The 24,344-nt window shown below is 58.7% G+C and carries 21 protein-coding genes; 10 read left to right on the top strand and 11 right to left on the bottom strand.

Translation table 11 applies throughout. The annotated features are described in order from the left end of the window. The first annotated feature begins 42 nt into the window (after window positions 1-42). The 4 genes from topA to NQF87_RS04425 all read left to right on the top strand — a co-directional run bounded on the left by topA (window position 43) and on the right by NQF87_RS04425 (window position 6,544). Window positions 43-2,751, top strand: coding sequence for a type I DNA topoisomerase (gene topA / locus NQF87_RS04440; RefSeq protein ID WP_266127359.1), 2,709 nt, complete (start codon window positions 43-45; stop codon window positions 2,749-2,751). Window positions 2,752-2,908: 157 nt separating this feature from the next. Next, entirely contained in the window at window positions 2,909-4,801 is a 1,893-nt protein-coding gene (locus NQF87_RS04435) for a S41 family peptidase (RefSeq protein ID WP_266127216.1), read from the top strand. 42 nt (window positions 4,802-4,843) lie between these two features. Next, complete coding sequence (locus NQF87_RS04430) at window positions 4,844-5,197, top strand: DUF1491 family protein (protein WP_266127215.1); 354 nt, start codon at window positions 4,844-4,846, stop codon at window positions 5,195-5,197. Window positions 5,198-5,395: 198 nt separating this feature from the next. Continuing rightward, window positions 5,396-6,544 (top strand): OmpA family protein, encoded by a 1,149-nt coding sequence (locus NQF87_RS04425; RefSeq protein ID WP_266127214.1) that lies wholly within the window; start codon window positions 5,396-5,398, stop codon window positions 6,542-6,544. A gap of 149 nt (window positions 6,545-6,693) precedes the next feature. On the opposite strand, the gene NQF87_RS04420 is transcribed toward NQF87_RS04425, so the two are convergent. Further along, window positions 6,694-7,290: a hypothetical protein gene (locus NQF87_RS04420; RefSeq protein WP_266127213.1), complete on the bottom strand. Its 597-nt coding sequence runs from the start codon at window positions 7,288-7,290 to the stop codon at window positions 6,694-6,696. A gap of 261 nt (window positions 7,291-7,551) precedes the next feature. Here NQF87_RS04420 and NQF87_RS04415 point away from each other — a divergent pair, with 261 nt between their 5' ends. Next, window positions 7,552-8,088 (top strand): hypothetical protein, encoded by a 537-nt coding sequence (locus NQF87_RS04415; RefSeq protein WP_266127212.1) that lies wholly within the window; start codon window positions 7,552-7,554, stop codon window positions 8,086-8,088. A gap of 41 nt (window positions 8,089-8,129) precedes the next feature. Then, window positions 8,130-10,115, top strand: a complete 1,986-nt coding sequence (locus NQF87_RS04410) for a DNA topoisomerase IV subunit B (protein WP_407651997.1) — start codon at window positions 8,130-8,132, stop codon at window positions 10,113-10,115. A 63-nt stretch (window positions 10,116-10,178) separates the two neighbouring features. Here the strand turns inward: NQF87_RS04410 and NQF87_RS04405 are convergent, their stop codons facing one another. Next, the gene (locus NQF87_RS04405; protein ID WP_266127211.1) at window positions 10,179-11,015 is read right to left on the bottom strand and encodes an aldo/keto reductase; all 837 of its coding nucleotides are present in this window, start codon (window positions 11,013-11,015) and stop codon (window positions 10,179-10,181) included. Window positions 11,016-11,129: 114 nt separating this feature from the next. Continuing rightward, window positions 11,130-12,248, bottom strand: a complete 1,119-nt coding sequence (gene dinB / locus NQF87_RS04400; protein WP_266127210.1) for a DNA polymerase IV — start codon at window positions 12,246-12,248, stop codon at window positions 11,130-11,132. Window positions 12,249-12,931: 683 nt separating this feature from the next. Between dinB and NQF87_RS04395 the strand changes: the two genes are divergently transcribed. Next, window positions 12,932-13,276 carry a YnfA family protein gene (locus tag NQF87_RS04395; RefSeq protein ID WP_407651996.1) on the top strand — a complete coding sequence of 115 codons (345 nt, stop codon included), beginning with the start codon at window positions 12,932-12,934 and terminating at the stop codon, window positions 13,274-13,276. 10 nt (window positions 13,277-13,286) lie between these two features. On the opposite strand, the gene NQF87_RS04390 is transcribed toward NQF87_RS04395, so the two are convergent. From NQF87_RS04390 to NQF87_RS04370, 5 genes are all read right to left on the bottom strand, one after another. Continuing rightward, window positions 13,287-13,904, bottom strand: coding sequence for a trimeric intracellular cation channel family protein (locus tag NQF87_RS04390; protein WP_266127209.1), 618 nt, complete (start codon window positions 13,902-13,904; stop codon window positions 13,287-13,289). A gap of 53 nt (window positions 13,905-13,957) precedes the next feature. Continuing rightward, window positions 13,958-14,398, bottom strand: coding sequence for a hypothetical protein (locus NQF87_RS04385; protein WP_266127208.1), 441 nt, complete (start codon window positions 14,396-14,398; stop codon window positions 13,958-13,960). Window positions 14,399-14,539: 141 nt separating this feature from the next. Next, on the bottom strand, window positions 14,540-14,896 hold the full coding sequence (locus tag NQF87_RS04380; RefSeq protein WP_266127207.1) for a hypothetical protein: 357 nt from the start codon (window positions 14,894-14,896) through the stop codon (window positions 14,540-14,542). Between the two features lie 26 nt (window positions 14,897-14,922). Continuing rightward, window positions 14,923-15,480 (bottom strand): hypothetical protein, encoded by a 558-nt coding sequence (locus tag NQF87_RS04375; protein ID WP_266127206.1) that lies wholly within the window; start codon window positions 15,478-15,480, stop codon window positions 14,923-14,925. A gap of 101 nt (window positions 15,481-15,581) precedes the next feature. Then, entirely contained in the window at window positions 15,582-16,100 is a 519-nt protein-coding gene (locus tag NQF87_RS04370; protein WP_323670707.1) for a GNAT family N-acetyltransferase, read from the bottom strand. A 551-nt stretch (window positions 16,101-16,651) separates the two neighbouring features. On the opposite strand from NQF87_RS04370, the gene NQF87_RS04365 reads away from it, so the two are divergent. Both NQF87_RS04365 and NQF87_RS04360 read left to right on the top strand, forming a co-directional pair. Continuing rightward, a complete protein-coding gene (locus tag NQF87_RS04365; protein WP_266127205.1) occupies window positions 16,652-16,966 on the top strand; it encodes a hypothetical protein in 315 nt (104 codons plus the stop codon). A 77-nt stretch (window positions 16,967-17,043) separates the two neighbouring features. After that, window positions 17,044-18,843, top strand: a complete 1,800-nt coding sequence (locus tag NQF87_RS04360; RefSeq protein ID WP_266127204.1) for a PepSY-associated TM helix domain-containing protein — start codon at window positions 17,044-17,046, stop codon at window positions 18,841-18,843. Window positions 18,844-18,869: 26 nt separating this feature from the next. On the opposite strand, the gene NQF87_RS04355 is transcribed toward NQF87_RS04360, so the two are convergent. Then, entirely contained in the window at window positions 18,870-19,991 is a 1,122-nt protein-coding gene (locus NQF87_RS04355; RefSeq protein WP_266127203.1) for an AI-2E family transporter, read from the bottom strand. A gap of 313 nt (window positions 19,992-20,304) precedes the next feature. Between NQF87_RS04355 and NQF87_RS04350 the strand changes: the two genes are divergently transcribed. Continuing rightward, entirely contained in the window at window positions 20,305-20,469 is a 165-nt protein-coding gene (locus NQF87_RS04350; protein ID WP_182040047.1) for a hypothetical protein, read from the top strand. Between the two features lie 94 nt (window positions 20,470-20,563). Here NQF87_RS04350 and NQF87_RS04345 read toward each other — a convergent pair whose 3' ends face one another. Beyond that, window positions 20,564-23,053: a mechanosensitive ion channel family protein gene (locus NQF87_RS04345; RefSeq protein ID WP_266127202.1), complete on the bottom strand. Its 2,490-nt coding sequence runs from the start codon at window positions 23,051-23,053 to the stop codon at window positions 20,564-20,566. Window positions 23,054-23,149: 96 nt separating this feature from the next. Next, window positions 23,150-24,334: a glycerate kinase gene (locus NQF87_RS04340; protein WP_266127201.1), complete on the bottom strand. Its 1,185-nt coding sequence runs from the start codon at window positions 24,332-24,334 to the stop codon at window positions 23,150-23,152. Window positions 24,335-24,344: the final 10 nt, after the last annotated feature.

Here is a 24,344-nt window from a genome sequence, read left to right as displayed (position 1 = left end):
CCTTATCGTCAGGACACCAGAGACCGGGAAAAACTCATGGCAGTGAAGAATGTTGTGGTTGTCGAAAGCCCTGCCAAGGCAAAGACCATCAACCGTTATCTCGGCAGCGATTACACCGTCATCGCCTCCTTTGGTCATGTGCGGGACCTCCCCCCCAAGGATGGCAGTGTCCGCCCTGATGAGAACTTTGCCATGTCGTGGCAGACTGATGAGCGTGGCTCAAAGCAGATTGCCACCATCGCCAAGGCCCTCAAGGGAGCCAGCAAACTGATTCTCGCCACCGACCCGGACAGGGAAGGCGAAGCGATTTCGTGGCACGTCCGCAGTGCCCTTGAAGAGAAAAAACTCCTCAAGGATATTGAGGTTGAGCGGGTTACTTTTAACGAGATCACCAAGAACGCCATCGCTGCGGCCATGAAAGCCCCCCGCACGCTCGACCGGCCCCTGATTGACGCCTATCTGGCCCGCCGTGCGCTGGATTATCTGGTGGGCTTCACCCTCTCCCCCGTCCTCTGGCGCAAGCTTCCCGGCAGCCGCAGTGCAGGGCGTGTCCAGTCCGTCGCCCTGCGCCTGATCTGCGAGCGGGAAGCGGAAATTGAGGTTTTCAAGCCCAGAGAATACTGGAGTGTTGAAGGTCTCTTCACGACTCCTGAAAAAGCGGACTTCACGGCGAAACTGACGCATCTAGAGGGTAAGAAGCTCGACCAGTTCGCTCTCCCCAACGAAAAGGCAGCTCATAAGGCCCGTGATCTGGTCCGCTCATCTGCCCTCAGCGTACGGAAGATTGAGCGGAAGCGGACACGCCGCAACCCGGCACCGCCTTTCACCACCTCCACCCTCCAGCAGGAGGCCTCCCGCAAGCTGGGCATGAGTGCCCAGACCACCATGCGTACCGCCCAGCAGCTCTATGAAGGTGTGGACCTGAACGGCGAAACGGTCGGTCTCATCACCTACATGCGTACTGATGGCGTCACGATGGCTTCAGAAGCCGTGCAGGCCATCCGTTCGCATATCGGCTCTGCCTTCGGGAAAGATTACTGCCCGGATAAACCCCGCTCCTACGCCACAAAAGCCAAGAATGCGCAGGAAGCCCACGAGGCCATCCGCCCGACCGACGTCGCCCGCACACCTGCGGCGGTGGCTTCCGTTCTTACAACCGACCAGAAACGGCTTTACGAACTGGTCTGGAAGCGTGCCGTAGCCTCCCAGATGCAGTCCGCTGAGCTGGACCAAACCGCCATCACCATTGGCGATGAACAGGACCAGACCCTTCTGCGGGCCACTGGCTCCATCATCGCCTTTGATGGCTTCCTGAAGCTCTATATCGAAGGCCGTGATGATAAGGAAAAAGGCAGCGATGACGACCAGAACCGCCTCCTCCCGGCCATGAAGGAAGGCGACCGGCTGGGCACGAAGGACGTGACAGCCGAGCAGCACTTCACCCAGCCGCCACCCCGCTATTCCGAAGCGTCACTGGTCAAGAAGATGGAAGAAATCGGCATCGGGCGTCCCTCCACCTATGCCTCCATCCTCAGCGTCCTGCGGGACCGCAATTATGTGCGTCTTGATGCCCGCCGCTTCGTCCCGGAAGACCGGGGGCGGCTGGTGACGGCCTTCCTGACCTCCTTCTTCCAGCGTTATGTGGATACAGGCTTCACCGCCTCGCTGGAGACACAGCTGGATGACATCTCTGACGGGCGGGCTGACTGGCATGATGTCATGTCTGCTTTCTGGCACGATTTCTCCGCCACGGTCGCCAAGACCAAAGACCTGAAAATCTCCGATGTCATTGATGCGCTGGATCAGGACCTCGGCAACCATTTCTTCCCCATCCGTCCGGATGGCAGCGATCCCCGCAGCTGCCCGTCCTGCTCTGACGGGCGGCTGGGCCTCAAGCTGGGGCGGCATGGTGCATTCCTTGGCTGTTCCAACTATCCTGACTGCCGGGTCACCCGGCCTCTGGCGGTTGATAATGGCGAAGAAACGGCCCTGCCCGATGGGATGCGCCTGCTGGGCCATGACCCCGCCACGGATGAGAACATCACCCTCCGCCGTGGGCCTTACGGGCTGTATGTCCAGCGTGGCGAACCGGACCCGGAAGACAAGAAAGCCAAGCCGAAGCGGGCCACCATCCCCAAGGACCGCAATGGGGAAGAGCTGACCCTGGAAGAGGCCATCGGCCTGCTGTCCCTTCCCCGTGAGGTCGGTCCGCACCCGGAAACAGGCGAGATGATTACGGCTGGCCTTGGCCGTTTCGGGCCTTTCGTCAAGATGGGCAGCATCTATGGCACGCTCAGCAAGGATGATGATGTCCTGACCATCGGGCTGAACCGGGCCGTTGATGCTCTGGCCAAAAAACTGGCCTCCATCCGCACGCTGGGAACGCATCCCAAAGACGGTGAGGCCGTCATGGTCCGCAAAGGCCGCTTTGGCCCCTATGTGCAGCACGGGCAGACCGTTGCGACCCTCCCCAAAGGGAACTCGATGGATGACGTGACTCTGGAAGAGGCCCTCACGCTGCTGGAAGAGAAAGGCAAACCCCTGAAGGGAGGCCGCAAGACAGCCACGAAAAAGACGGCAGCAAAAAAGACCACAACTAAAAAAGCAGCGGGGACAAAAACCAAAACAGCCAGTACGGCAAAGAAGAAGACCACCAGAAAGACTGCCAGTGCCACCAAAGCCACCAGCAGCGGCACTGACGGAAAGAACACGCAGCCCCCCCCCATCAGCAAGGATGACCTTCCTTTCTAACTTTCTTTCTTCTTTCAATACGGCATAATGCACTGGGGACCTGTCTTCCTGAAGATGGGCCACCATCCCACCCGGTCCTGTTCCCAGAAGAGACGATATGACACTGTACCGGTTTTCTGATGTTCTCTTCCCTCCATCATTCCGGTCCGTCACATCCATGATGCCAGCCCGTCCTCGACGCTCCGTTTCAGCCCTTGCCGGGTTCGCCCTGTCCGGGCTGTTCGCAGCAGGACCGGCCGTGGCCCTGCCCGTTCAGACAGCTCCTTTCTGGCATCATTTCATTCACCACTTTACTGGCCATGTGACTGATGTCGTACTGTCCCATAACAGCAACATTCCCCCGGCAACGGCAGGACAGTCTGCATCGCCTGACAGACCGGAATCCAGAAACGGAGCAGACAATCCGTCCGCCAGCCAGCCCCTGACCCAGACATCATCTGATTTCACCGATGAAGACAGGCAGGCAGAGCTGACATTATCCACGGCTCTCACCTTCATCATGCCCCGCACACTGGCTCCTCACACGCCGCGGGACCTCTGCCTGTGGGGCATGCAGGCCCTTCTGGTACTACCCCCTGCCTCACAGGGAGCTGCCACCACCGCCTCCAGCAGCTTTACCCTGACACTCCAGCCGAAGACCCTTTTCACCCCGGCCCGAATTATCCTGCTCTACAATCACCGCCCCCTCCTGTCCGAACACACGCCGAACAAGGACGACGTGGCAGGATGGAGCCATCTGAGCCTGCGCCTCATCACGCTCCTGCGTCAGAACATTCCCCAGTTCCAGCTCATGAATGATGAAGGTCTGCTCAACCGTTTCCTCAACGGGATGCTGGGCAGACTGGACCCTTATTCCCGCTACCAGTCCCCGTCGCCGCCTCCCAGCCGCTCTGATGCCGTTGCGTCCAGCCAGCCACCAGCCAGACCTGCCGCAAGTGTCGGCCTGACACTCCGCCGGACACATGCCCGTTTTCCCCTCGTGGCCGCCCTTAACCTCAACAGCCCCCTCTGGGATGCAGGCATCACACCGGGCGACAGCCTGGTCGGTCTGGACCGCCATAGCACACACCAGATTCCACTGCCCACTCTCCAGACCATGCTGACCGGACCGGCGGGCAGTGCGGTTGAGCTGGAGTTCCATACGCAGGATGGTCACCAGTTCACCAGAACCTTCACCCGGGGCCGCATGGAGGAAGAAAGCGTTTTTCCTGACAGGACAGGCCATTATCCTGTCCTACGGGTGACCCATTTCTCCAGCCATACAGCCGAAGAGATCAGCCAGTATCTCTCCACATTCCTGCCCGCACCTTCGCCGGATAACGGCCAGACACTCCCGACCTCTTCAACGGCTTCCTCAACCGCCACCCTGCCGGGCCTCATTCTGGACCTGCGGGGAAATCATGGTGGAATCCTGCAGCAGGCCGTCATGACTGCCGCCCTGTTCCTCAATCATGGCGTCATCACCACGACTGAAGGACGGGCTGCCGAGGCCAATCACGTCTGGAGCATTCAGGGGGGCGACCTGACAAACAATGCTCCCCTCGCCCTGCTGGTGGATCAGGACACGGGCAGTGCCGCCGAGGTTCTGGCTGCCGCACTGGCTGACCAGCAGCGTGCCGTCGTGGCAGGCAGCAGCACCTTTGGAAAAGGGATGGTGCAGGTCTCGACCATCATGCCCAATGGAGGTCACCTGTCCCTGACCTGGGCACGCCTCACGGCCCCCCAGGGCTGGACATTGCAGGGACTGGGCGTCCTCCCACAGCTCTGCACTACCCCCAGAGGGCCATTCTCTCTCAGGTCCCAGCTGGAGGCTCTCCGTGACGGGCATTCCCTCATGGCTGACGCCCTGCAGAAATCCCGCCTCATTCACGGCGACAGTACGGAAAGCGCACGCCTTGCCCTGAGGCAGAGCTGCCCGCCCTCGCCACCGAACCGGGATGACATAGCCGCCATACAGGCACTCTTTGCAACCCCTCATGCCTATCACACGGCACTGCTTCACCTGCCTGACGGCAGTGCTGCCCATCAGGCCGCATCCTCCAGCCCCTGAACGGACTGCCCTTCATCCCCCATCTGCAAGGAAACCGTTTTCATGCCGTATGGTCTCAAGACAGGATTCTGGGTTCGTGCCACCCTGCGACGCCTCAACCAGAATGGCCTCATCGCCGCCGTGGCCCGGAAAGGCGATGAAGATGCTGGCAGCATCTTCATCGTACTGAATGGCCGGGACGGACGGACCGCCATATTGCGGGAACAGGACAACACATGGTGCCGCCAGTCCTTTGAAAGCGACGACACGGGAAGTGCCGCAATGCAGGCCTCCGCCTATCTGGAAAGGCAGGAACGTTACGACCCTGACCTCTGGATCATCGAGATTGATGTACGGGACAGCACCCACCCGCTGGAAAACGAGATTGGTACACGCCGTTTCAGTCATCCGGACTGAACGTCCCTGCCATTTCACTGTCAAGGACCAGCAGAAACCCTCTGTTTTTCAACAAATATCGTGATCAACCTGTAACCCATAGGACACATCCTGCCCGAATTCAGTCGAGAGGCGAACAGGTATTTCCGGTGAGTCCATTGCCTTTACCGCCACTTTCAGTGAAAAGGGTAACCACCCGTCTGGTCGGAGAGTAATTACATGAACACACGCACCTCCATTGCATCACTGCTGGCCCGCAGCGTCTGTGCCGCCTGCCTGTCAGTCATGGCGTTTGGTGCGGCGGAAGCACAGCCTGTTCGTGGTCTCTATGTCGCCGGGGCTGCCGGAGCAAGCTTCAACCAGTCCCAGACCGTCAATCCGCATACGAAGCTTTTCCCCCGTGGGCGGGATGACTACACGACGGGCATCACCGGCCTTGGCAGCATCGGCTGGGGCCTGGGCGACGGCTTCCGTGTGGAAGTCGAAGGCAATTACCGCAACAACCGCCTGTCCCGGTTCCACTCTCCCGGTTTCAGCAGTTCAGCGCATGGCCATCAGCAGAAATATGGCGGCATGGCCAATGCACTGTTTGACATGGATATCGGGCAGAACTGGATCTACCCTTATTTCGGTGCCGGTATCGGCTATGGCAGCCAGTTCACGAATACTGCCATCCGAGGCACCGGGCCGAACCGGGGCTACAGGCAGCGCACCCGGGACAGTGCCGGGGGCTTCGCCTATCAGGGCATCTTCGGCGTATCCCTGCCCGTACCGTGGGTCGTCGGTCTCTCCACCACAATGGAATACCGCTTCTACACCATCACGGGGCGTCACCGTCACTTCACGACAGCGACCTACAATTTCAGCAATCCTGAAAACGATCCCGTCAGTGGCAAGCGTGGCAGCCGCACGGACTTCAACCACTCCCTGATGCTGGGCCTGCGGTATGAGTTCAATCCTGCACCGCCTCCGCCTACACCCGCCCAGACACTCTCCTCCACCCCGGCTCCGTCCCCTGTCCGCACCTATCTGGTGTTCTTCGACTGGAATCGTGACAGTCTTTCCGACCGTGCCCGTGCCATCGTGGAAACCGCAGCCCGCAACTCCACATCGGCCCAGTTCACCCGTATTCAGGTCAATGGCCATTCGGATTCTTCAGCCGTGCGTCCGGGAAGCCGGGAGGCGGAGGCATACAACATGTCCCTCTCCCTGCGACGGGCACGGACCATCAAGGCCGAGCTGATCCGTGATGGTGTTCCGGCTGGCGTCATTGACGTCCATGGCTTTGGCGACACGCGGCCACTCGTCTCCACCCAGCCCGGGACTGCCGAGCCGCAGAACCGTCGGGTCGAGATCGACTTCCAGTAAGCGGACATTTTCAGAAGAACCGGCCTGACGGGATGACTGTCAGGCCGGTTTTTTCATGGACCCATCCCGATGCAGAAAAAGGGCCGGACACATGAGTGCCGGCCCTTTTTTACCTCATCATTCCTCACCTAGGTGAAGAAGGCTCTGCCTCACTTTGCAGTCGTGTGTCTGGTGACCGTGTGAGCCGCCCGTGATCTCGTATGATGCACGACCTTCTTCCCTGCCGGAGCTGCCGCGGCAAGCGGCTTCTTTTCCGGCTCGGCTGCTACCGGGGCCGCAGCGACACTACCCGGCTGCTCCACATGAACACGCACCAGCAGCTGACGGCGGGGCTGTGCATGAGCCGGAATCAGCTCCACACCGAAAGCATCATCACCCTTGTGGTCCACATCAGGCCTATACTGCACATAGGTGCGGTTATTGTAGTTATACAGGAAAGCCCTGCCATACTCGGGCGGTGGCACCACACCGAAAGAAACATAGCTTCCTCCCCCCCCCTTGCTGATGGAGAACGGGCATGTGCCGCCATCACCCGTACTGACCGTCATGGTCACGCTCATCCGCCCCTCAGCATCCGTCTGGACAGGGGATACCTCGCACTGGGCAGCCCGCTTCTCATTGGCGAAAGGATTGGGAGGAATATCAACGGCGTTTGACCCCCTCGACTGCTGGCCAACACACCCGCCGAGGGCCAGAAGAGTTGCCCCAACAACCCCAGCCCGCACTAGAAAACCGCTCTGCTGCACAGTCAACTCCAGAGAAAACTAAAACCAGATAAAAAAGGCGTCTCCGGGACCTCACCCGCAATCCGCCAGTTCCAGATGTGCACGATACGCTTTCATGACAGTCATGAGAATGCGCTCTTCCACATTTCTTTGTTTGTCAATCATATCTAACTCTTCTTTAATCACCACGCAGCCATATCCACCAAAGAATTGCCTGCCTCAGGGCAGACTTTCCCAAATGAGCGTGATATAGGCAGAAAACCTGTCAGCGGGAGTTTTCACATGTCTCTTCTGTTTCGCAGCCTGTCCTTTTCCAGAACTGGACTGGCCCTTACTACTGCGGCTTTTTTTGCCTTTGCACCTGCCTCCCGGGCAGCTGCGTGTCATTCTTCGGCAGAAGATCACTCAGCTTTCAATCTGGCGGGCCTGAAGTCGGAACTCATGGTCACGGCCCTCTCCTGCCAGACACAGGACCGCTACAACCAGTTCATCACCCGTTTCCGTCCCATCCTCACGGCCTCGGAAAAGCAGCTCGATTCCTATTTCCGTCGTACCTATGGCCATCAGGCGCAGAAGAAACATGATGACTACATCACCCAGCTGGCTGACGTGCAGTCCCTCGGTGGCCTGAAGTCCGGCACGGCTTTCTGTGCGCAGCGCGTCCCCATGTATGACGAGATTGAAGCTCTGGACGATTCGAAGAGCGACCTCGCCCATTATGCCGATGCCAAGGATATCGTTCAGCCATCTTCCTTTGAGAGCTGCACGGCCCCACAGCCGCCGCACCGCTCCAGCAGCCACCGCAGACGCCGGGGCTGAACCCGCCCCTTCCCTCACGCCCCGACAGACAGGATTACAGAATGGCCGACATGTTCGAGCAGGATTCCTCCCGTTCCCAGCCAGCTGAAAATTATGATGCCGGGGCCATTGAAGTTCTCGAGGGACTGGAGCCTGTCCGCCGCCGTCCCGGCATGTATATCGGCGGTACGGACGATACGGCCTATCATCATCTTGCCTCCGAAATCATCGACAATGCCATGGATGAAGCCGTGGCGGGCCACGCCACGACCATCGAGGTTCATCTGGAAGACTCACACACCCTGATGGTGCGTGATAATGGCCGTGGCATCCCGACTGACCCGCATCCCCGTTTTCCTGAAAAATCAGCCCTTGAGGTCATTTTCACGACCCTCCATGCGGGCGGAAAATTTTCGGGCAAATCCTATGCCACGTCAGGCGGTCTGCATGGCGTGGGCAGTTCGGTGGTCAATGCCCTGGCCTCCCGGCTGGAAGTCGAGGTCTATCGAAGCCGCAAGGGCTGGCGGCAGACCTTTTCCCGTGGTCTGCCAACCAGCACGCTGGAAAGCACGAAGCCAGCCATCCGGCGGGGTACGATGGTGCGCTTCACGCCGGACAGTGACATCTTTGGCAGCCAGCATTTCTCCCCGGCCCGTCTTTATCGCCAGTGTCAGGTCAAGGCGGCCCTGTTCCGGGGTGTCAGCATTTCATGGTCCTGCGCACCAGACCTCCTGAAGGGCGAGAACGCTCCCCCTGCCGAAGCTGTCATCGCCTATCCCAATGGGCTGGAAGATGCCCTGACGGCTGATCTCGGCCCATCACCCGCCCTGCTGACCCCGCTCTGGGCGGGTGATGCCGAACTCCCCCTTGCGGCGGATGGACAGCCCGGAGGCCGGGTTGAATGGGCCGTTGCTTTTCTGGACCAGGGCACCAGCTCTCTCATCTCCTACTGCAACACCATTCCCACCCCGCAGGGTGGTACACATGAAAACGGCCTCCGAGCCGCCCTGGTGAAAGGCTTCCGCAGCTGGGGTGACCAGCGCAAGATTCGCCGTGCCAATGCCATCACGGCTGAAGACGTTCTCGGAACCATCAATGCCCGCCTGTCCGTCTTCATCCGCAATCCACAGTTTCAGGGGCAGACAAAAGACAGACTGACCACGCAGGAGGCCAGCCGCCTTGTGGAAGGTGCCCTGAGGGACCGCATCGACCACTGGCTGGGCGGGAACCCCCAGCAGGCCGATAGCCTTGTGGGCTACATCGTCGAACGGGCGGAAGAGCGTCTGCGCCGCCGTGAAGCCCGTGAAACCACCCGCAAGACCGCCACACGCCGTCTGCGTCTGCCCGGAAAGCTGACGGACTGCTCCCGCAGCAATGCGCATGAAACGGAACTGTTTCTCGTCGAAGGCGAATCTGCAGGCGGATCGGCCCGTCAGGCCCGTGACAGGGAAACACAGGCCGTTCTGCCCCTGCGTGGCAAGATTCTCAATGTGGCCTCTGCCACACAGGAGAAGCTCCGGGCCAATACCGAGCTGCGGGACCTGATCGAGGCTCTGGGCTGCGGTTTTGGCAAGACGCTGGACCTGAGCAGGCTCCGCTATGGCCGGGTCATCATCATGACGGATGCTGATGTGGACGGTGCCCATATTGCGTCCCTGCTGATGACCTTCTTCTTCCGGGAAATGCCTGATCTCGTCCGGCAGGGGCACCTCTATCTGGCACAGCCTCCTCTGTACCGGCTCACACATGGCAGCAAGACCGTCTATGCCATGGACGATCTTGACCGTGACCGCCGCCTGAAAACGGATTTCAAACCCAATGCCAAGGTCGAGATTTCCCGTTTCAAAGGGCTGGGGGAAATGCCCGTTTCCGATCTCAAGGAAACAACCATGTCCCCGACACGCCGCACGCTCCTGCGGGTAACCGTTCCGACCGAAGAGACCCTTCTGACACGGAAACGGATCGAAAGCCTCATGGGCCGCAAACCGGAGCTGCGCTTCCAGTTCATTCAGGAACAGGCACGCTCTGTCGAACTTCTCGACATCTGAAAACAGTACCTACCCACAGGCAAGGAAGGATGTATCTCTGACGTGAGATACATCCTGTTCTGATCAGTCAAAGACCGGATGTGCCGGATTCTCACCCATGCGGCCATCTTCACGATGCAGGGTCGCAATCTCGGCCATCTCCTGCTCGGGCAGCACAAAATCAAACAGGTCCAGATTCTCGGCCATGCGCTCCCGATGTACAGACTTGGGAATCACCACCACCTCATTCTGAAGATGCCAGCGCAGAATCACCTGAGCCGGACTCTTGCCGTGCCGCCTGGCAATATCGGCAATCAGGTCATTCTTCAGCACGGTGCCCTTCCCCAGAGGCCGCCATGCTTCCGTCTGGATGCCGACACTCTTATGAAAGGCCCTCAGTTCCTCCTGCTGGAAGAACGGATGAATCTCGATCTGATTGACTGCCGGCACGACACCCGTCTCATCAATGATCTTCTGAAGGTGATCCTTCTCGAAATTGGACACGCCAATGGAACGGACACGCCCCTGCTTTTTCAGCTCGATCAGGGCCTTCCACGTATCCACGTACAGGCCCTGCTGGGGCATGGCCCAATGAATGAGATAGAGGTCCACCACGTCACGCTGTAGCAGACGGGCACTCTCATCAAAGGCCTTCAGGGTCGCATCATAGCCCTGTTCATCATTCCAGACCTTCGTGGTGACGAACATCTCGGGATGACCTTTCAGCCCCTCTCCGACTCCTGCCTCATTACGATAGAGACGGGCCGTATCAACAGCCCCGTAACCAAGCTCGATGGCCGTCCTGACGACATTGGCCGTTTCATCAGGTGGTGTTTCCCACACGCCAAGCCCGATCCACGGCATGGTCTGGCCATCATTCAGCGTCACACGATCAGCCGCACTCTTGGGAAAACCGCTCATAACCCCTCCATATCAGGGAAAACCCAGCTTCATGGTCACAGTGACCAGCCTCATCATCTTCCTTTCAGGGAGTGCAGACAAGCAAATCCGCACGCCGCCATGAGAACGTCATTCTTACGGCTCAAACAGGCGCAGCTGCACCGGTGGGGTCTTCTCGGCATACGGCACCAGAGAAGAAATGGTCAGGCCAAGCAGCCTGACGGACCTGTCCAGAGGGAAAAAACTGCCCAGCAGCTCCAGAGCCATCTGCCGCAGGACGGCTTCTTCCACGATGGGGAACGGTGCGGAGCGGGCACGTGTCACGGTCTGGAATCCGGCATAACGCAGCTTGAGCGTGACCGTCTTCCCGGCAATGCGCCGCTGGACACATCCGGCCGCCAGTCGGCTGACAATCTCATTCAGTGTCGTTGCCAGCCTGTCCCATTCCGCCACATCATGAGCGAAGGTTGTCTCCGTCCCCAACGATTTCCTCGGCCTGTTGGCCTCCACGGGGCGATGATCCATCCCTCTGGCAATGTCATGATAGAACCGGGCCGAACTGCCAAAATATTTCTTCAGCTCCGGGACTGTCCATGTTCTCAGGTCAGCTCCCGTATGGATTCCCAGGCCATGCATCCGTCTGGTCGTTGCTGGCCCCACACCGTGAAACTTCTCCACGGGCAGGTCTGCCACAAAAGCCGCCCCCTGAGACGGGGGAATAACGAACAGCCCGTCAGGCTTGCGCTGCCCGGATGCCAGCTTGGCCAAAAACCGGTTATAGGACACCCCAGCTGAAGCCGTCAGTCCCGTCTGCTGCCGAATCTCCCCCCTGATGGATTCGGCAAGGGCCGTGGCGGACCCGTAATCCTGCCACTGCTCCGTGACATCCAGATAGGCCTCATCCAGTGCCAGAGGCTGGATGACAGGCGTATGACGCCTGAAAATGGCATGAATCTGAGCTGATACAGCCCGATAGACCTCAAAACGGGGCGGCACGAAAACCAGTTCAGGGCAGCGTTCCAGAGCCATATGGGATGGCAGGGCAGAGCGCACTCCAAATGCACGGGCCTCATAACTGGCTGCGGCCACGACACCCCGGCCGGCCCCCCGCCCCACGGCCACAGGCCTGCCCTTCAGGGCCGGATTATCCCGCTGCTCGATCGACGCATAGAACGCATCCATGTCCACATGGAGAATACGCCGGATGGTCGCCTCATCCTGCCGGTCTGTCCCATTGCCTCCATGCCCTGCCATCACCCCGCTCTCTAGAAGGATGCTCTCGGCATGGGCATGTAACTGCCAACGACCAGGGCCAGAATGGTCACATCCGGACTTTCTGCTGCACTATGACAGACTATTTCTTCTGAAGCCGACAGGAGAATCAGAACTTGAAACTCCGGATCGGTACTCTGAGTCCACGGTGCCATCTGCCCGCCTCCTTGATCTGAACGATCTTACTCGCAGCGATGACACAATCTCCATTCTCAAACCACCAAAATTAAAAACGTCATTCGAGAACATGTGCACAAAACATCACAACACTTTATCCCTTGCAGCATTCTTTCTTCCCAAACTTTTAAAATCTCATAACAGAAGTAATCTCCCTCTTGTCACAAGTATAATAGATACTACCTCAAACAAAGCATCAAAAAATATTCTCAAACTTGAATTTAAAAAATTTGATAATTATTAAATTATTTTTTATAAAAATTATACTATAATTCAAATTGCAATTTATTTTAATCATTTAAATAATAAACAACCAACACCAAAAATCCCATCGACCAAAGAATTTTCTAAAAAATATACTCCTCAAACTTTATCTTCGGCTAGACCATGCTAACAGAGACGACCAGCACACCTTCTGAAGAACGGAATATCTGCATATAATCTCCTGAGCTGGACCTCCTTGGCCGTTCCTTAGGATGCCACACCCCATGATGCCCACCCTCCTGACATCCGGCCTTCTCTACAGCCTCGCTGCCTGTGCCGAGATTGCAGGCTGTTTTTCGGCATGGGCATGGCTGCGCTTGGGCAGAACACCCCTCTGGCTGATACCGGGCGGTTTATGCCTCAGCCTGTTCGCCATTCTCCTGACCTTCAGCCCTTCCGACCATGCAGGCCGGGCCTATGCCCTCTATGGCGGCATCTATATTGTCATCAGCCTGCTCTGGGGCTGGGCCGTGGAAGGTATGGCACCAGACGGCTGGGACATGACCGGAGCTGCCCTCTGCCTGGCAGGAGCCTTGCTCATCCTGCTGGCACCCCATGACAGGACCTGAGAGAGGCAGTTCAGGACCGGTAACTGAAACGGGGCAGCGTCCAGTTGTAACGGATGGACAGAAGCCGGAAACTGATGCCGAACACCATGGATATGATCAGCTCCACATTCCTGTTATCCACAACATGGGAACAGCACAGGAACACGATCCCCGTGGTGACGGAGACCGTCCCGTACAGTTCTGACCGGAACAGGAGCGGAATGTCATTGCAGAGTATGTCTCTCAGCACTCCCCCCATACATCCGGTTATCATGCCTGAAATGATGACACAGACCACCGAGAGATGTTCCGTCATCGCCACCTGGCAGCCCATCACGGTAAACACGACCAGACCGATGGCGTCCAGAAACAGGAAAAGCCTGCGCAACCGGTGCATGTGCTGGGCCACCATAATGGTCGCCAGAGCCGCAAAACCTGTGATCAGCGGATAGCTGGGATGACGCACCCATGAAAGCGGATAATGGTTGAGCAGCACGTCACGGATGGACCCGCCCCCCAGAGCCGTGATCCATCCCAGCAGGAACACGCCGACAAGGTCCATCTCCAGCTTCCCGGCCAGCAGGGCAGCCGTCATGGCCTCGGCAATGATGGCGATGATATAGAGCGTGGTATAGAGATCGAACGTCATGCTGCCTCACCTGACGTGCGCCATCCTGCCGGGATCATGCTGCCCCTGTCATTTCACCGAACGACCAGCCGCCCATAATTGGCAAACAGGACATGTGCATCATCTTCCCCGAAAGGAGCACCCTTTTTCAGGCACTGGATGAAACGATTCATGAAACGCATGGATGCCAGCGTGTCATTGGCGGCATCACCGTTGAATGTCACCATCATCCGGTTGAAATCACCATCCACCGCATAATAACGCTCTGACGAAAAACGCTCGCACAGCGTATGGAATTCACGCTCCATGGAGCTGACCATCTGCCGGTAGAACTGATGGGACGCCTCGATTTCACGGTAAAAGGTCTCATGCCTGGGCTGGACCCGTGGATGGGCATTGGGGAAAGGAGACAGGTCCTGCGAGAAAAGCTCATGCTTGGAAAGACGACCGATCTTCTTGCCCAGCTGCCGTACCTCTGCTTCGTAGCCCAGCAGACTGTAAACCGAATCAACCATAGAAATACCTTCCCCCCTGGACAGTCCCGTCTCCCCATTACCGGGAAAAAGCATGAGGCGTGACAGACTGCATGATGTTGTAAAACGGGTAGCATACCTGTCATTCTGACAGAATGGCTTTCTTGTGCCCTCCCCTGCCCGTCACCTGTCGGGCTGATTCAGGGACCAGCAGCGGGATGTCACGACGTTCTGATCCTTCTCCGGAGCAGGCATCGTCAGGGCACAGAGAGCCGTGGTTCCGGCCACGGCCTGAGTCCCCTTCAGGTGCAGGACCAGTATCTCCTCTCCGCCCGCCTGATGGGCCGCAACAACACGATAATGCCGGTTCAGCAGCGTCTCCAGAGAGTCCGTCAGCGGCGTCATCCGTGTGGGCACAGCAAGAGGACTGTAGGAAGCCTTGATCCCGGAGGCAGGGAGAGACAGGTCAGCTGCTTCCGCCCCGGCCAGAGCCATCAGGCAGGCCAGCCCTGCCACACCACGCTTCATGAACCGCCACATGCCCATGCCTCTCCCCGTCACTTCTGTCAGAACAGCTTTGCTGCAATGGCGTTGATCTGTACCGTACCCGTGAAATAACGGTTGGCAGGCAGTGTTCCCGCAGCCTGACCGTCATGCAGCTTCAGGACACCCCGTACCCTTGTGAAGATGGAAGCCGTATGGTCACTGCTCATCCGGCTCAGGCTGGCAGAGATCACGTAGCTCATCGTGCCATTGTCATAACTGCCATTCGGGCCATGATGTAGCCGGACCCTCATGCGGTACTGACCAAGCCTATACTGTCCCTGCCCGATGGACACGACCTTCAGCTCCTGCTTCTGCCGGAAATTCGGGCCGAGCTGGGTCTTGAGCAGATCCGCCGTGGAAGCGGCATTACTGCCAGCCACAAGAGGCGTCGGTGACAGCTGGGCCTGCACGCCATAGACACGGTCCAGCCCTTCCGCCCGGGCCGGTGCCACGCTGGCAACCGCCCCCATGGAAAGAGCCATCAGGCCTCCACACAGGCTGGCAGCCCTGTATCCTGTCATTTTCATCACATAATCCTTCATTCTGCTGTCACCACCGTAACCATCAGGACGGGTCATGACCAGATCATGTCCCGCAACTTTATTACTATTCCAGAACGAGTATGACCAGAGGCGCACAACCTGCCGGGCCAATGATGGCCGACACCATGAAGGCAGGATCAGTCCGGCTGGGAACGGTCATCAAGAATGATCTGCATGAAGGTCAGGTCCAGCCAGCGGCCGAACTTGCATCCAACCTGCCGGCACTGCCCCACAGCCGAAAAACCCAGCTTCTCATGCAGATGAATGGACCCGGCATTCCCTGATTCAATTCCGGCCACCATGACGTGATAGTCCCGCTGACGGGCCTCTTCCAGCAGAGCCGTCATCAGGGACTGCCCGATGCCGGCCCGCCGTCTGTCCTTATGGACATAAACGGAATGTTCCACCGTATGACGGTAGCCATCCCAGGCCCGCCAGGGGCCGAATGTGGCGTAACCTGCAACCCTGTCCTCAGCATCCACGGCAACCAGAACGGGCAGGTCCGCCTCCTCATGCGCCGTCAGCCATTCCATCCGGTTGGCCTCATCGACCGTCCGCTCATTCCATATGGCCGTGGTCGTACTGACCGCATGATTGTAAATCTCAGTAATGGCGGTGATGTCCTCGCCTCTGGCTGGCCGAATCTTCATCATCATGCCCCTTCCGTCCTGACTGCATCCACAGGGACTGTCTCATTCTGACAGGTCCTGCACAAGCCTCCCCAGAATGGCCCGATACCTGTCACGGACATCTCAGGGCGCACCTGAACCTATATGAAACAGGTAATGAAAACAGCATGTTTTCACATTTCATGAAAAAAATACGAAACACCATTTCTCTATTACGAAAAATTAATTACTGGTAGCACAGAGTTCCCTCATGTTGCCCTCACCTTGGAGAACAGAATCGTGTCGTCCTCCTGCCACTTCTTCTTTCAGCTGACCGTCGCTGCGTCACTGCTTCTCGGTTTTGCCGCTGCCGGGCCACTCAGTGGCATCCGCAAACGTCTACCTTTCCGGAGACAGTGAACGGATCGCCCTGAAGCTGTAAACCCCTGGTTTTATAAGGGTTTCCTTTATCCTGTATAAATAATACATATTTGACGCTCCCATCCGGCCTCACATAAAGTCAGGTCCATGACATGAGCCGTGCCTGCCGTCACTACCCCCTGAAATGACAGGGAAAACTGGCGGGCTGGCACGGCAGGATGGGAGAGACAATCATGACGGGGATGGTGACTGACCCCCTTTTCTTCTGGGCTGGGCTGCTGGCAGGAACTGCCTGGGTCATGCTGCTCTGGATTCAGCTCCCCGGTCATACCCCTCGCCCCGCACGACTGAGCCGTTCCGCCGGTCTGGCTGGTCTGGCCCTGTCCGGTGGGCTGGCATGGGTGCTGTGGTCGCCTGTCTTCGGGCCTGTCAGTGCCTTCTTCTGCCTGGGGGGCTGGAGCATGGCCCTGCTCTGTTTCATGCCGGTCTTCTGGGCACTCTTCCGCACCTACCGTTCCCATACACCGGGATGAAACCCCCAGCGGCCCGGGCAGAGCGCATCCTTCCTCCACGACCTCATTCCACGTCCGCCCTCTGGATGCGCCTGGTCATGGGCAGCATCCTTGCTGCCTTCTGCCTCCTGGCCTCATGCTGGGCCGCCAGACACATTCCCTTCCTTCAGCCCTACGGGGCAACAGGCCTGTCCCTGCTGGTCATGGGCGGCTGTCTGACAGGAATGATCGCCCTGACCCTCTGCGTCGGCATCGGCAACTGGCAGAAACTCCAGCATCTGGCCATCCGCTACCGGTCCCTTCACGGCTGGATCGGCATTATGACGGGCAGCATGCTCTCCGTGGGTTTTCTGGCGGGAACCGTCACACTGTTCGCCACCCCGCTCCAGCAATGGAGCCAGCCCCACCTGCCCGCACAGAGAAACATTCCACTGGCAGACATTCCCACCATACTGGACAGACTCACCCCACCCGGAACCGGGCAGCATCCAGCCCCCGCTCTCCATTACAGGCTGACGCTCACCACACCCGGCTCAGCCAGTCTCAGCATCCCTGTGGGACCGGAACTTCCACTGGGCCTGCCAGCCTCCCAGATTCTCGTCAGCCAGCCTGCACCAGGAACCATCCAGCTCTACCAGATGATTCCGTCACCCGTCCCCAATGTCATCGGGGGTTTGCACCGCCGTATGGGCCTGCCCCTGCCCGAGAACTGGGCGATGCCCTTTGTCGGCATCCTCTGCCTCCTTTACGGGCTGGCCCTGCTTTCCGGGGTCATTCTGCTCCTGCCCGGCATATGGCGGACCCTCATGACGGTACGGCTGGAGGGTCATGCCCGACGGCTCTGGCTTGACCTGCACAGCCTGCTGGGCCTCTGTTCCCTTCCCTTCCAGCTCATTATCGCCCTGACAGTGGCCCTGTTCGCCTTTGCCCCTCTTCTGCCACCCTGCTCCGGCACTGAGGCCATGTCTCCCCCTCATGCAGCGGCCTCTTCGGCTCCCCTGCCGCCCATCACCGCCCTGAAACAGATGCAGAACCTTGCCCCGGAATTTCAGCCCCTCACGCTGGATTATGTTCTGGGGCCTCACGGAACGGACAGCCTGCCTGAGCGGCTGGCTCTCCACGCCCCCCTCTACAACGCCAATGGTCTTCGCAGTCTTCCCCCCTCAGACCAGCCCTATCTGCTCATTGAAGGCACGGACCCTCACAACCCCCTCATCGGACGGGATCGGGGTGCCGTCCTGATGGCCCCCCATACGGGAACCGTACTCGACAGCCAGAATCTGCCCGGTCGGCAGAGCCTTGCCCGCCACATGCTGACATGGTGCCTCGCCCTGCATTTTGGCAGCTTTGGCGGCGAATTCGTCCGCTGGCTCTATGTGATACTGGGGCTGTGTGGGGTGGGCTTCTTCCACACGGCAAACAAGCTCTGGCTCAATACCCACCGCCACAAAGTGCCGGGACAGACGGCCCCTGTGGATACCCTTGCCACGTCATGGCTGAGCCGCCTGAGTGAAGGAACACTGCTTGGCTGCCTGCTAGGCCTCTGCGGCCTCGTGGCCCTCAGTCCGTTCACAAGCCATCTGTATCCCATCACGGCCCTGAAGGACGCTTCCTCCCACATGATGGAAAAAGCCTGTCAGCAGGCCAGCCTGTTCTATTATGCCCTGATGCTCCTGAGCCTTCTCAGCTACTGTGTCCTGCCCCGGCGTCTCTGCCGTGGCGTGGTGCTGGCTCTTGCAGCCATGTTCCTTTCCGCTGCCGTCCTGACCGTAACGCTGCATCACACGGCCACACAGACTCCCGTTTCACCAGAACTGACCATCGCTTTCGCCATTGCCAGCCTGTGCCTCTGGGGTGGAGCCTTCCATACACTCCGCCCCAGACCCAACCGGCAATGAAAGCACCTGTCAGAGGGGATGTCCGTTCACTCGTCGGACACGGCCTCCCTGTCCTCTTCTGAAGGAAGCCCCGCCCAGTCACGGATCATCTTTTCAGTCAGATACAGCAGGGTCGGGCCGATGAAGACACCGGCAAAGCCAAGTGTGGACAGTCCCCCGAAAGCCCCCAGCATGATGATGACAACGGAAATCCGCACATAACGCCGGATAATGAGCGGCTGGAGAAAATTGTCACCCGCAACAGTCACGAGAGCAAACAGCAGCATGATGATGGCATGTAATAGCGGTGCCGTGAAATAGAGCCAGACAGTGCTGAGGAACATCACCCAGCCCCCCCCGAACTGCAGCACGCAGGAAATAAACATCACCGCCGCCACGACGCTGCCCATCGGCACACCGGCCACCATGAGGCCGATCCATCCAAACAGGGATTCAACAATGGCTGTCAGCGTAACGCCCAATGCCACACCACGGGTCGTGATCTCCGCTTGCTTCAGGAGGGAACGGCCTGTCCTGCCACCAAGACGGCTGCTGACCGTCTCCAGAAGACAGATGATCCCCTCCGCTTTTCCCAGAATCAGCACCATGGCAACCAGTGTCAGGCCGAACTCCAGAAGCAGGGAACCGAGACTTCCTGCCGAGAACAGGAACGCATGGAAAATCTTCTCCGGTGACGGCGTGACCCGCCGCAGCAGGGTCGGCAGGCTGTTCTCTCTCAGATGATCCCAGAATGGAACGATGTCCCCTCCCACATAAGGGAGATGCCCCACCCATGCCGGAGCCGCAGGCAGCTGCAGGGTCGGCAGGATGGCTATGAAATGGGACACATCATCAACATGCCGTGCAAAAATGACGATCACGAATATTGCCGGCAGGAAGAAAATGACCACCGCCGCCAGCACGGTGAAAAATACCGCCGCTGACCGGCTGCCAAAACAGACCTTCTGAAGGCGCAGGACCAGCGGCCAGAGCGTAATAGAAATGGTCACGCCCCAGATGATAGGCGGCAGGAAAGGATGAATAATCCATACCGCTGCCAGAAGCAGCAGACAGGCTGTGATGGCTGTCAGTACCGGGCGGACCGGACTGATCGCCACTCTGGTTGTTGCCTCGGCTGAAAGGAAGAAACTCTTCAAACGCGCTATCATAATCTGTCCTGAACGAGATGTATCCGCAGAGGGACCGTTCCGTTCCCATCGGCAATGGGAGGCTGACCTTCATGAAAACCGGAATGTCATGCCGGTCATTCAGAATCAGGAAACACCCGGAACCCAGGGAACCTTTCATAAAGGTTCCATGAAGTAAAACAAAAAGACACATGCCCCGATATGGTCACGATCTTTTCATTTGCCCCCCGTGACCTCCCACCACAAAGACTGCTAAAAGGTTTACACGGTGGCCTCCCGTCGGGTGTCAGCCCGTCCGGCATTGCCGTTCCCTCTGTTGAAAGGATTTACCCGCATGTCTCAGAAAGAAGTCAATCTGGCCCGCAACATGTCCCGCGAAGACCTGATCTTCGCTCTGGTGCAGGATGTGGTCCGCATTGAAGGTCCCAACACGAAGATCGACCGCGCTTATCTTCTCAAGCTCGTTGCCGAGATTGCCCGTTCCGTTGACGGCAAGTAAGACCGGACCAGAGACTTCATAAAAGTCATGGACTGAAAAAGCCGGGATGTTACCCGGCTTTTTTCATGTCCAGACTACTGGAAGCAGACCCTCTTCAGGAGAGGGCAGCATCACCGGATGGGGCATCGCTACCAGATGTATCGGAAGACGACGCATCAGAAGGCACAGTCGCTGTCACCTGTGTCACGAACAGGCTGATACCCTCCTTGCTGAACCGGTCCAGCAAGGCCCCAACCACAGCAGTACGCACGGCATCACTGTTGGTGCCACGGGCCGTATAGATGGCCAGCGTAGCATCCACCGTATCCCCGATCCTTTCACCCAGCCAGCTCTGCGGGGCCGGGTCCCTCAAAACATCAGGCTGCTCAGCCACGACAAGCATGAAGAGTGCCTGCACCTTGTCCAGATTGACATTGGTCGGGACGGCGAAAACAAGATTCATCTTCAGCGGGTTATGGCCTGCACTGTAATTCTGCACATTGGCCGTGATGAACTGGGAGTTGGGCACGATCAGCGTCGTCCCGTTCGGCAAACGGATATCCGTTGCCCGGACATTCACACGCTGAATCACACCCGTATTGCCGCTGATGGTGATTTTATCCCCCGCCTGTGCCGGACGCTCGGCCAGAAGAATCAGACCGGAAATGAAGTCCTTGACGATGGACTGAAGACCAAAGCCGACACCAACGGAAAGGGCACTGACAACCCATGTCAGGTTCTGGACGGAAATGCCGATCATGGAAAGCAGTTTCAGTCCGGCCGCAATCCACAGCGTGTAGGTCAGGATACTGATGATGGAGGTCTGCGCCCCACTATCCAGAGACGTGACCGGAAATAAACGGGTATGAAGCCACTGCTGGAGAAACCGGATCAGGTAATAGACCCCAATGAGCAGCAGGGCTGAATCCACCACGGCCCGTGGAGAGAACGGCACACCGAAAAGCATGCCACCCCCAAAGATATGCTGAAGCTGCCGCCATGTCCCGATGAAGGAAACGCCATTCCGCCCCTGTAACAGGGCTATGAAGACCATGATAAGGCTCAGCCCGACAAGGGCGGTGCTGATGACTTCCACCTGTGCAAGACGGCGGGCACTTAGCTCCAGCTCATTCCACAGACGCCCCAGACGGCTCTGGGCCGAAAAGACGAACTGGGCAAAGTCCCGCCATGCCTGCATGAGCAGCATGACCACGCCAAAGGAATAAAGAAACGTCAGCACCCAGTCATTCAGCAGGAAGGCAAAAGAAATATAGCCACTCAGAACGGCAATGCCTGTCACCCCCAGGAGCAGAGCGGAAATCCCATGCAGCGGAATATGCTGGATGAGCAGGGAACCAATATCCTGCCCGGCACCGGCTCCCCCCGAAAAATCCCCGCTCTGCTGCTGACGCTTGCTGGAGCGACAGGTCAGATACAGAAGGACGGCGGATGTGAGGGCAAAAGCCCCTTCCAGCACGGTATCAATCCCGGGGCCGATGTCCCGGCTCACCTCGGCTGTCCGCAAGGCCCCATAAAACAGGATGCCACCACCCAGCAGCAGGCTGCACGGCAGACAGTTCTTCCCCAGCAGCCACCGTGAGAGAGAGACACCAGCCCCAACAATGAAGGCACAGACAGGCAGGGCCTGCGTCAGATACAGCCCCTGTGCAATGGGGACACCCTCACCATTGAAGGCCACGGCCTGCCACCCCTGCCAGAGAGCTTCTGCCAGCAGACCGCACATTACGCCCGCCAGCACGCTCCCCAGGGCACGCTGGGTACGGATCACGCCTCCCCAGCTCGCCTGTATCCGGGCTGAACCGAGAACAAGCACTGTCAGACGCCGCAGGCCCCATCCAAACAGACCAACCAGACAGCCGACACCCAGAACACCGATCAGAACAGTCAGCTCGGCTCCCCCGATCTCCTCGAATGTCGTATAGCCGTCAGCAATAGCCCGCTGCCAGAAGCCGACACTCAGCGGTGTCGCCACATGCCGGACCAGGGCACCCTGCTGCACCTTGCGGCGCAGGTCGTTCAGCTGGCTCTCCACCTGTTTTGTCTGAAGGTCACAGACACGCATCCGCACCAGCAAGGCAGCAATGCTCAACGATGTCTTCCGGGCAATGACACGCTGACGGGTAATGGAACTGTCCTCTCCATCCTCCGCCTTGGTCCCCAGCACCTGAAGCAGGGAATTCATGGAACTTTCATAAGACTGGATCTGCGCCAGACCATCCGTCACATGCTGACGGACCTGCCCTATCTGCTGGGCGTAACTGTCCAGCACCCGCCCGGTTGGCGGTGCCTTGGCAGGAGCAAGTGCCCCTCCCACCGAGCGCAGCACGCCCTGATCCCGGTCCAGCTGCGTCCGCAGGGTTGCCGCCACACCGGCCCAGCCAAAATCACCTTCCGGCTGCCCCATGACGAGAGGCACCGCTGGCAGGGGCGTACTCACCACGGCAGGAGCTGACGAGGCCTTGGAAGCTGAAGCCGCAGGGGCAGGAGCCGATCCGGCCGCCTGCACCGGGGCAGACAGCATGGTCACCAGCCCCAGGCCAGCCCCCATGCGAATCATGATCTGACGAACAGAATAACGCTTCATAAAGCCTACTTGAATTTCAGTAACGGACAGCCACCCACAGGGGCATATGGACACAGAAATATGGTGGTATCGTGCCGTCTTTCAAGGTCACGGGCATCACGGCCCCACCGTCCGGACTCCGCCTTCCAGATGGTGTTCCGACCCCATGACCATGCCCATCTTCAGCGTGGCCGCCACATTTTCCGCCGTCCGGCGGACATTCTCCCGTGCCTGCCGCAGCACCTCTGGCAATGTTGCTGGCCGTGGGACCGTATCGAAAAACGCACCAATGCCGACCTGATGCATTCCGTCCACGCCATCACCCGTAGAGCCGACAATGGCAATGACAGGCTTGCCCTGCGCTCTGGCGACCTGCGCCACGCCCATCGGGGCCTTGCCCTGTGCACTCTGCCCATCCATCCGGCCCTCGCCAGTAATGACAAGGTCCACATCCACGAAACGCTCAGCCAGCCGTAACTGATCCGCCACAATCTCCACACCGGGCCGCAAAATGGCCCCCGTGAAGGCCAGCAGCCCGGCACCCAGCCCGCCTGCAGCTCCCGCACCGGGAACGACCGCAACATCCCGGCCACACTGGTCCGACAATATCTGCGCATAATGGGTCAGGGCCTCATCAAGGCGGGTCACATCGTCCGGACTGGCTCCTTTCTGGGGACCGAAAACATATGAAGCCCCCTGTGGACCAGTCAGCGGGCTGGTCACGTCACAGGCTCCTTCCAACGTGATGCCAGACAGACGCCTGTCCACGCCTGAAAGGTCCAGTTTTGCCAGCCGGGACAGGGCCGCACCACCGGGTGGCAGTTCCTGCCCTTCAGCATCCAGAAACCGGGCACCAAGGGCTTGGGCAAAGCCAGCCCCGCCATCATTCGTTGCGCTGCCCCCCAGCCCTAGAATGACATGACGGCAGCCCCTTTCCAGAGCCGCAAGAACAAGTTCTCCGACCCCGTAAGTTGTCGTGTGCAGAGGATTCCGTTCCTCGGTTTTCAGAAGAGGAAGACCAGCCGCAGCGGCCATCTCGATGATGGCCGTCTGCCCATCCCCACTGACACCAAAAAATGCCTGAACAGGCTCCCCCAGCGGCCCCGTGACGGAACAGTGTACCAGCTCACCATCCGTCCCCTGCACGAGGGCCTCCACCGTGCCTTCCCCACCATCAGCCATTGGCAGGCAGAGATACTCTGCTTCCAGGAATACACGGGAGAAACCGGCCTTTATTTCCTCAGCCACATCCAGCGGGGCCAGACTTTCCTTGAAGGAATCACACACGATCGCAATTTTCATGCCACCCTCC

The sequence above is a fragment of the Bombella dulcis genome (assembly GCF_026385505.1).
Classification (GTDB): Bacteria; Pseudomonadota; Alphaproteobacteria; order Acetobacterales; family Acetobacteraceae; genus Bombella; species Bombella dulcis.
The sequence above is the reverse complement of the archived record's forward strand: the minus strand, read 5'-3'. Positions and strand labels throughout refer to the sequence as shown.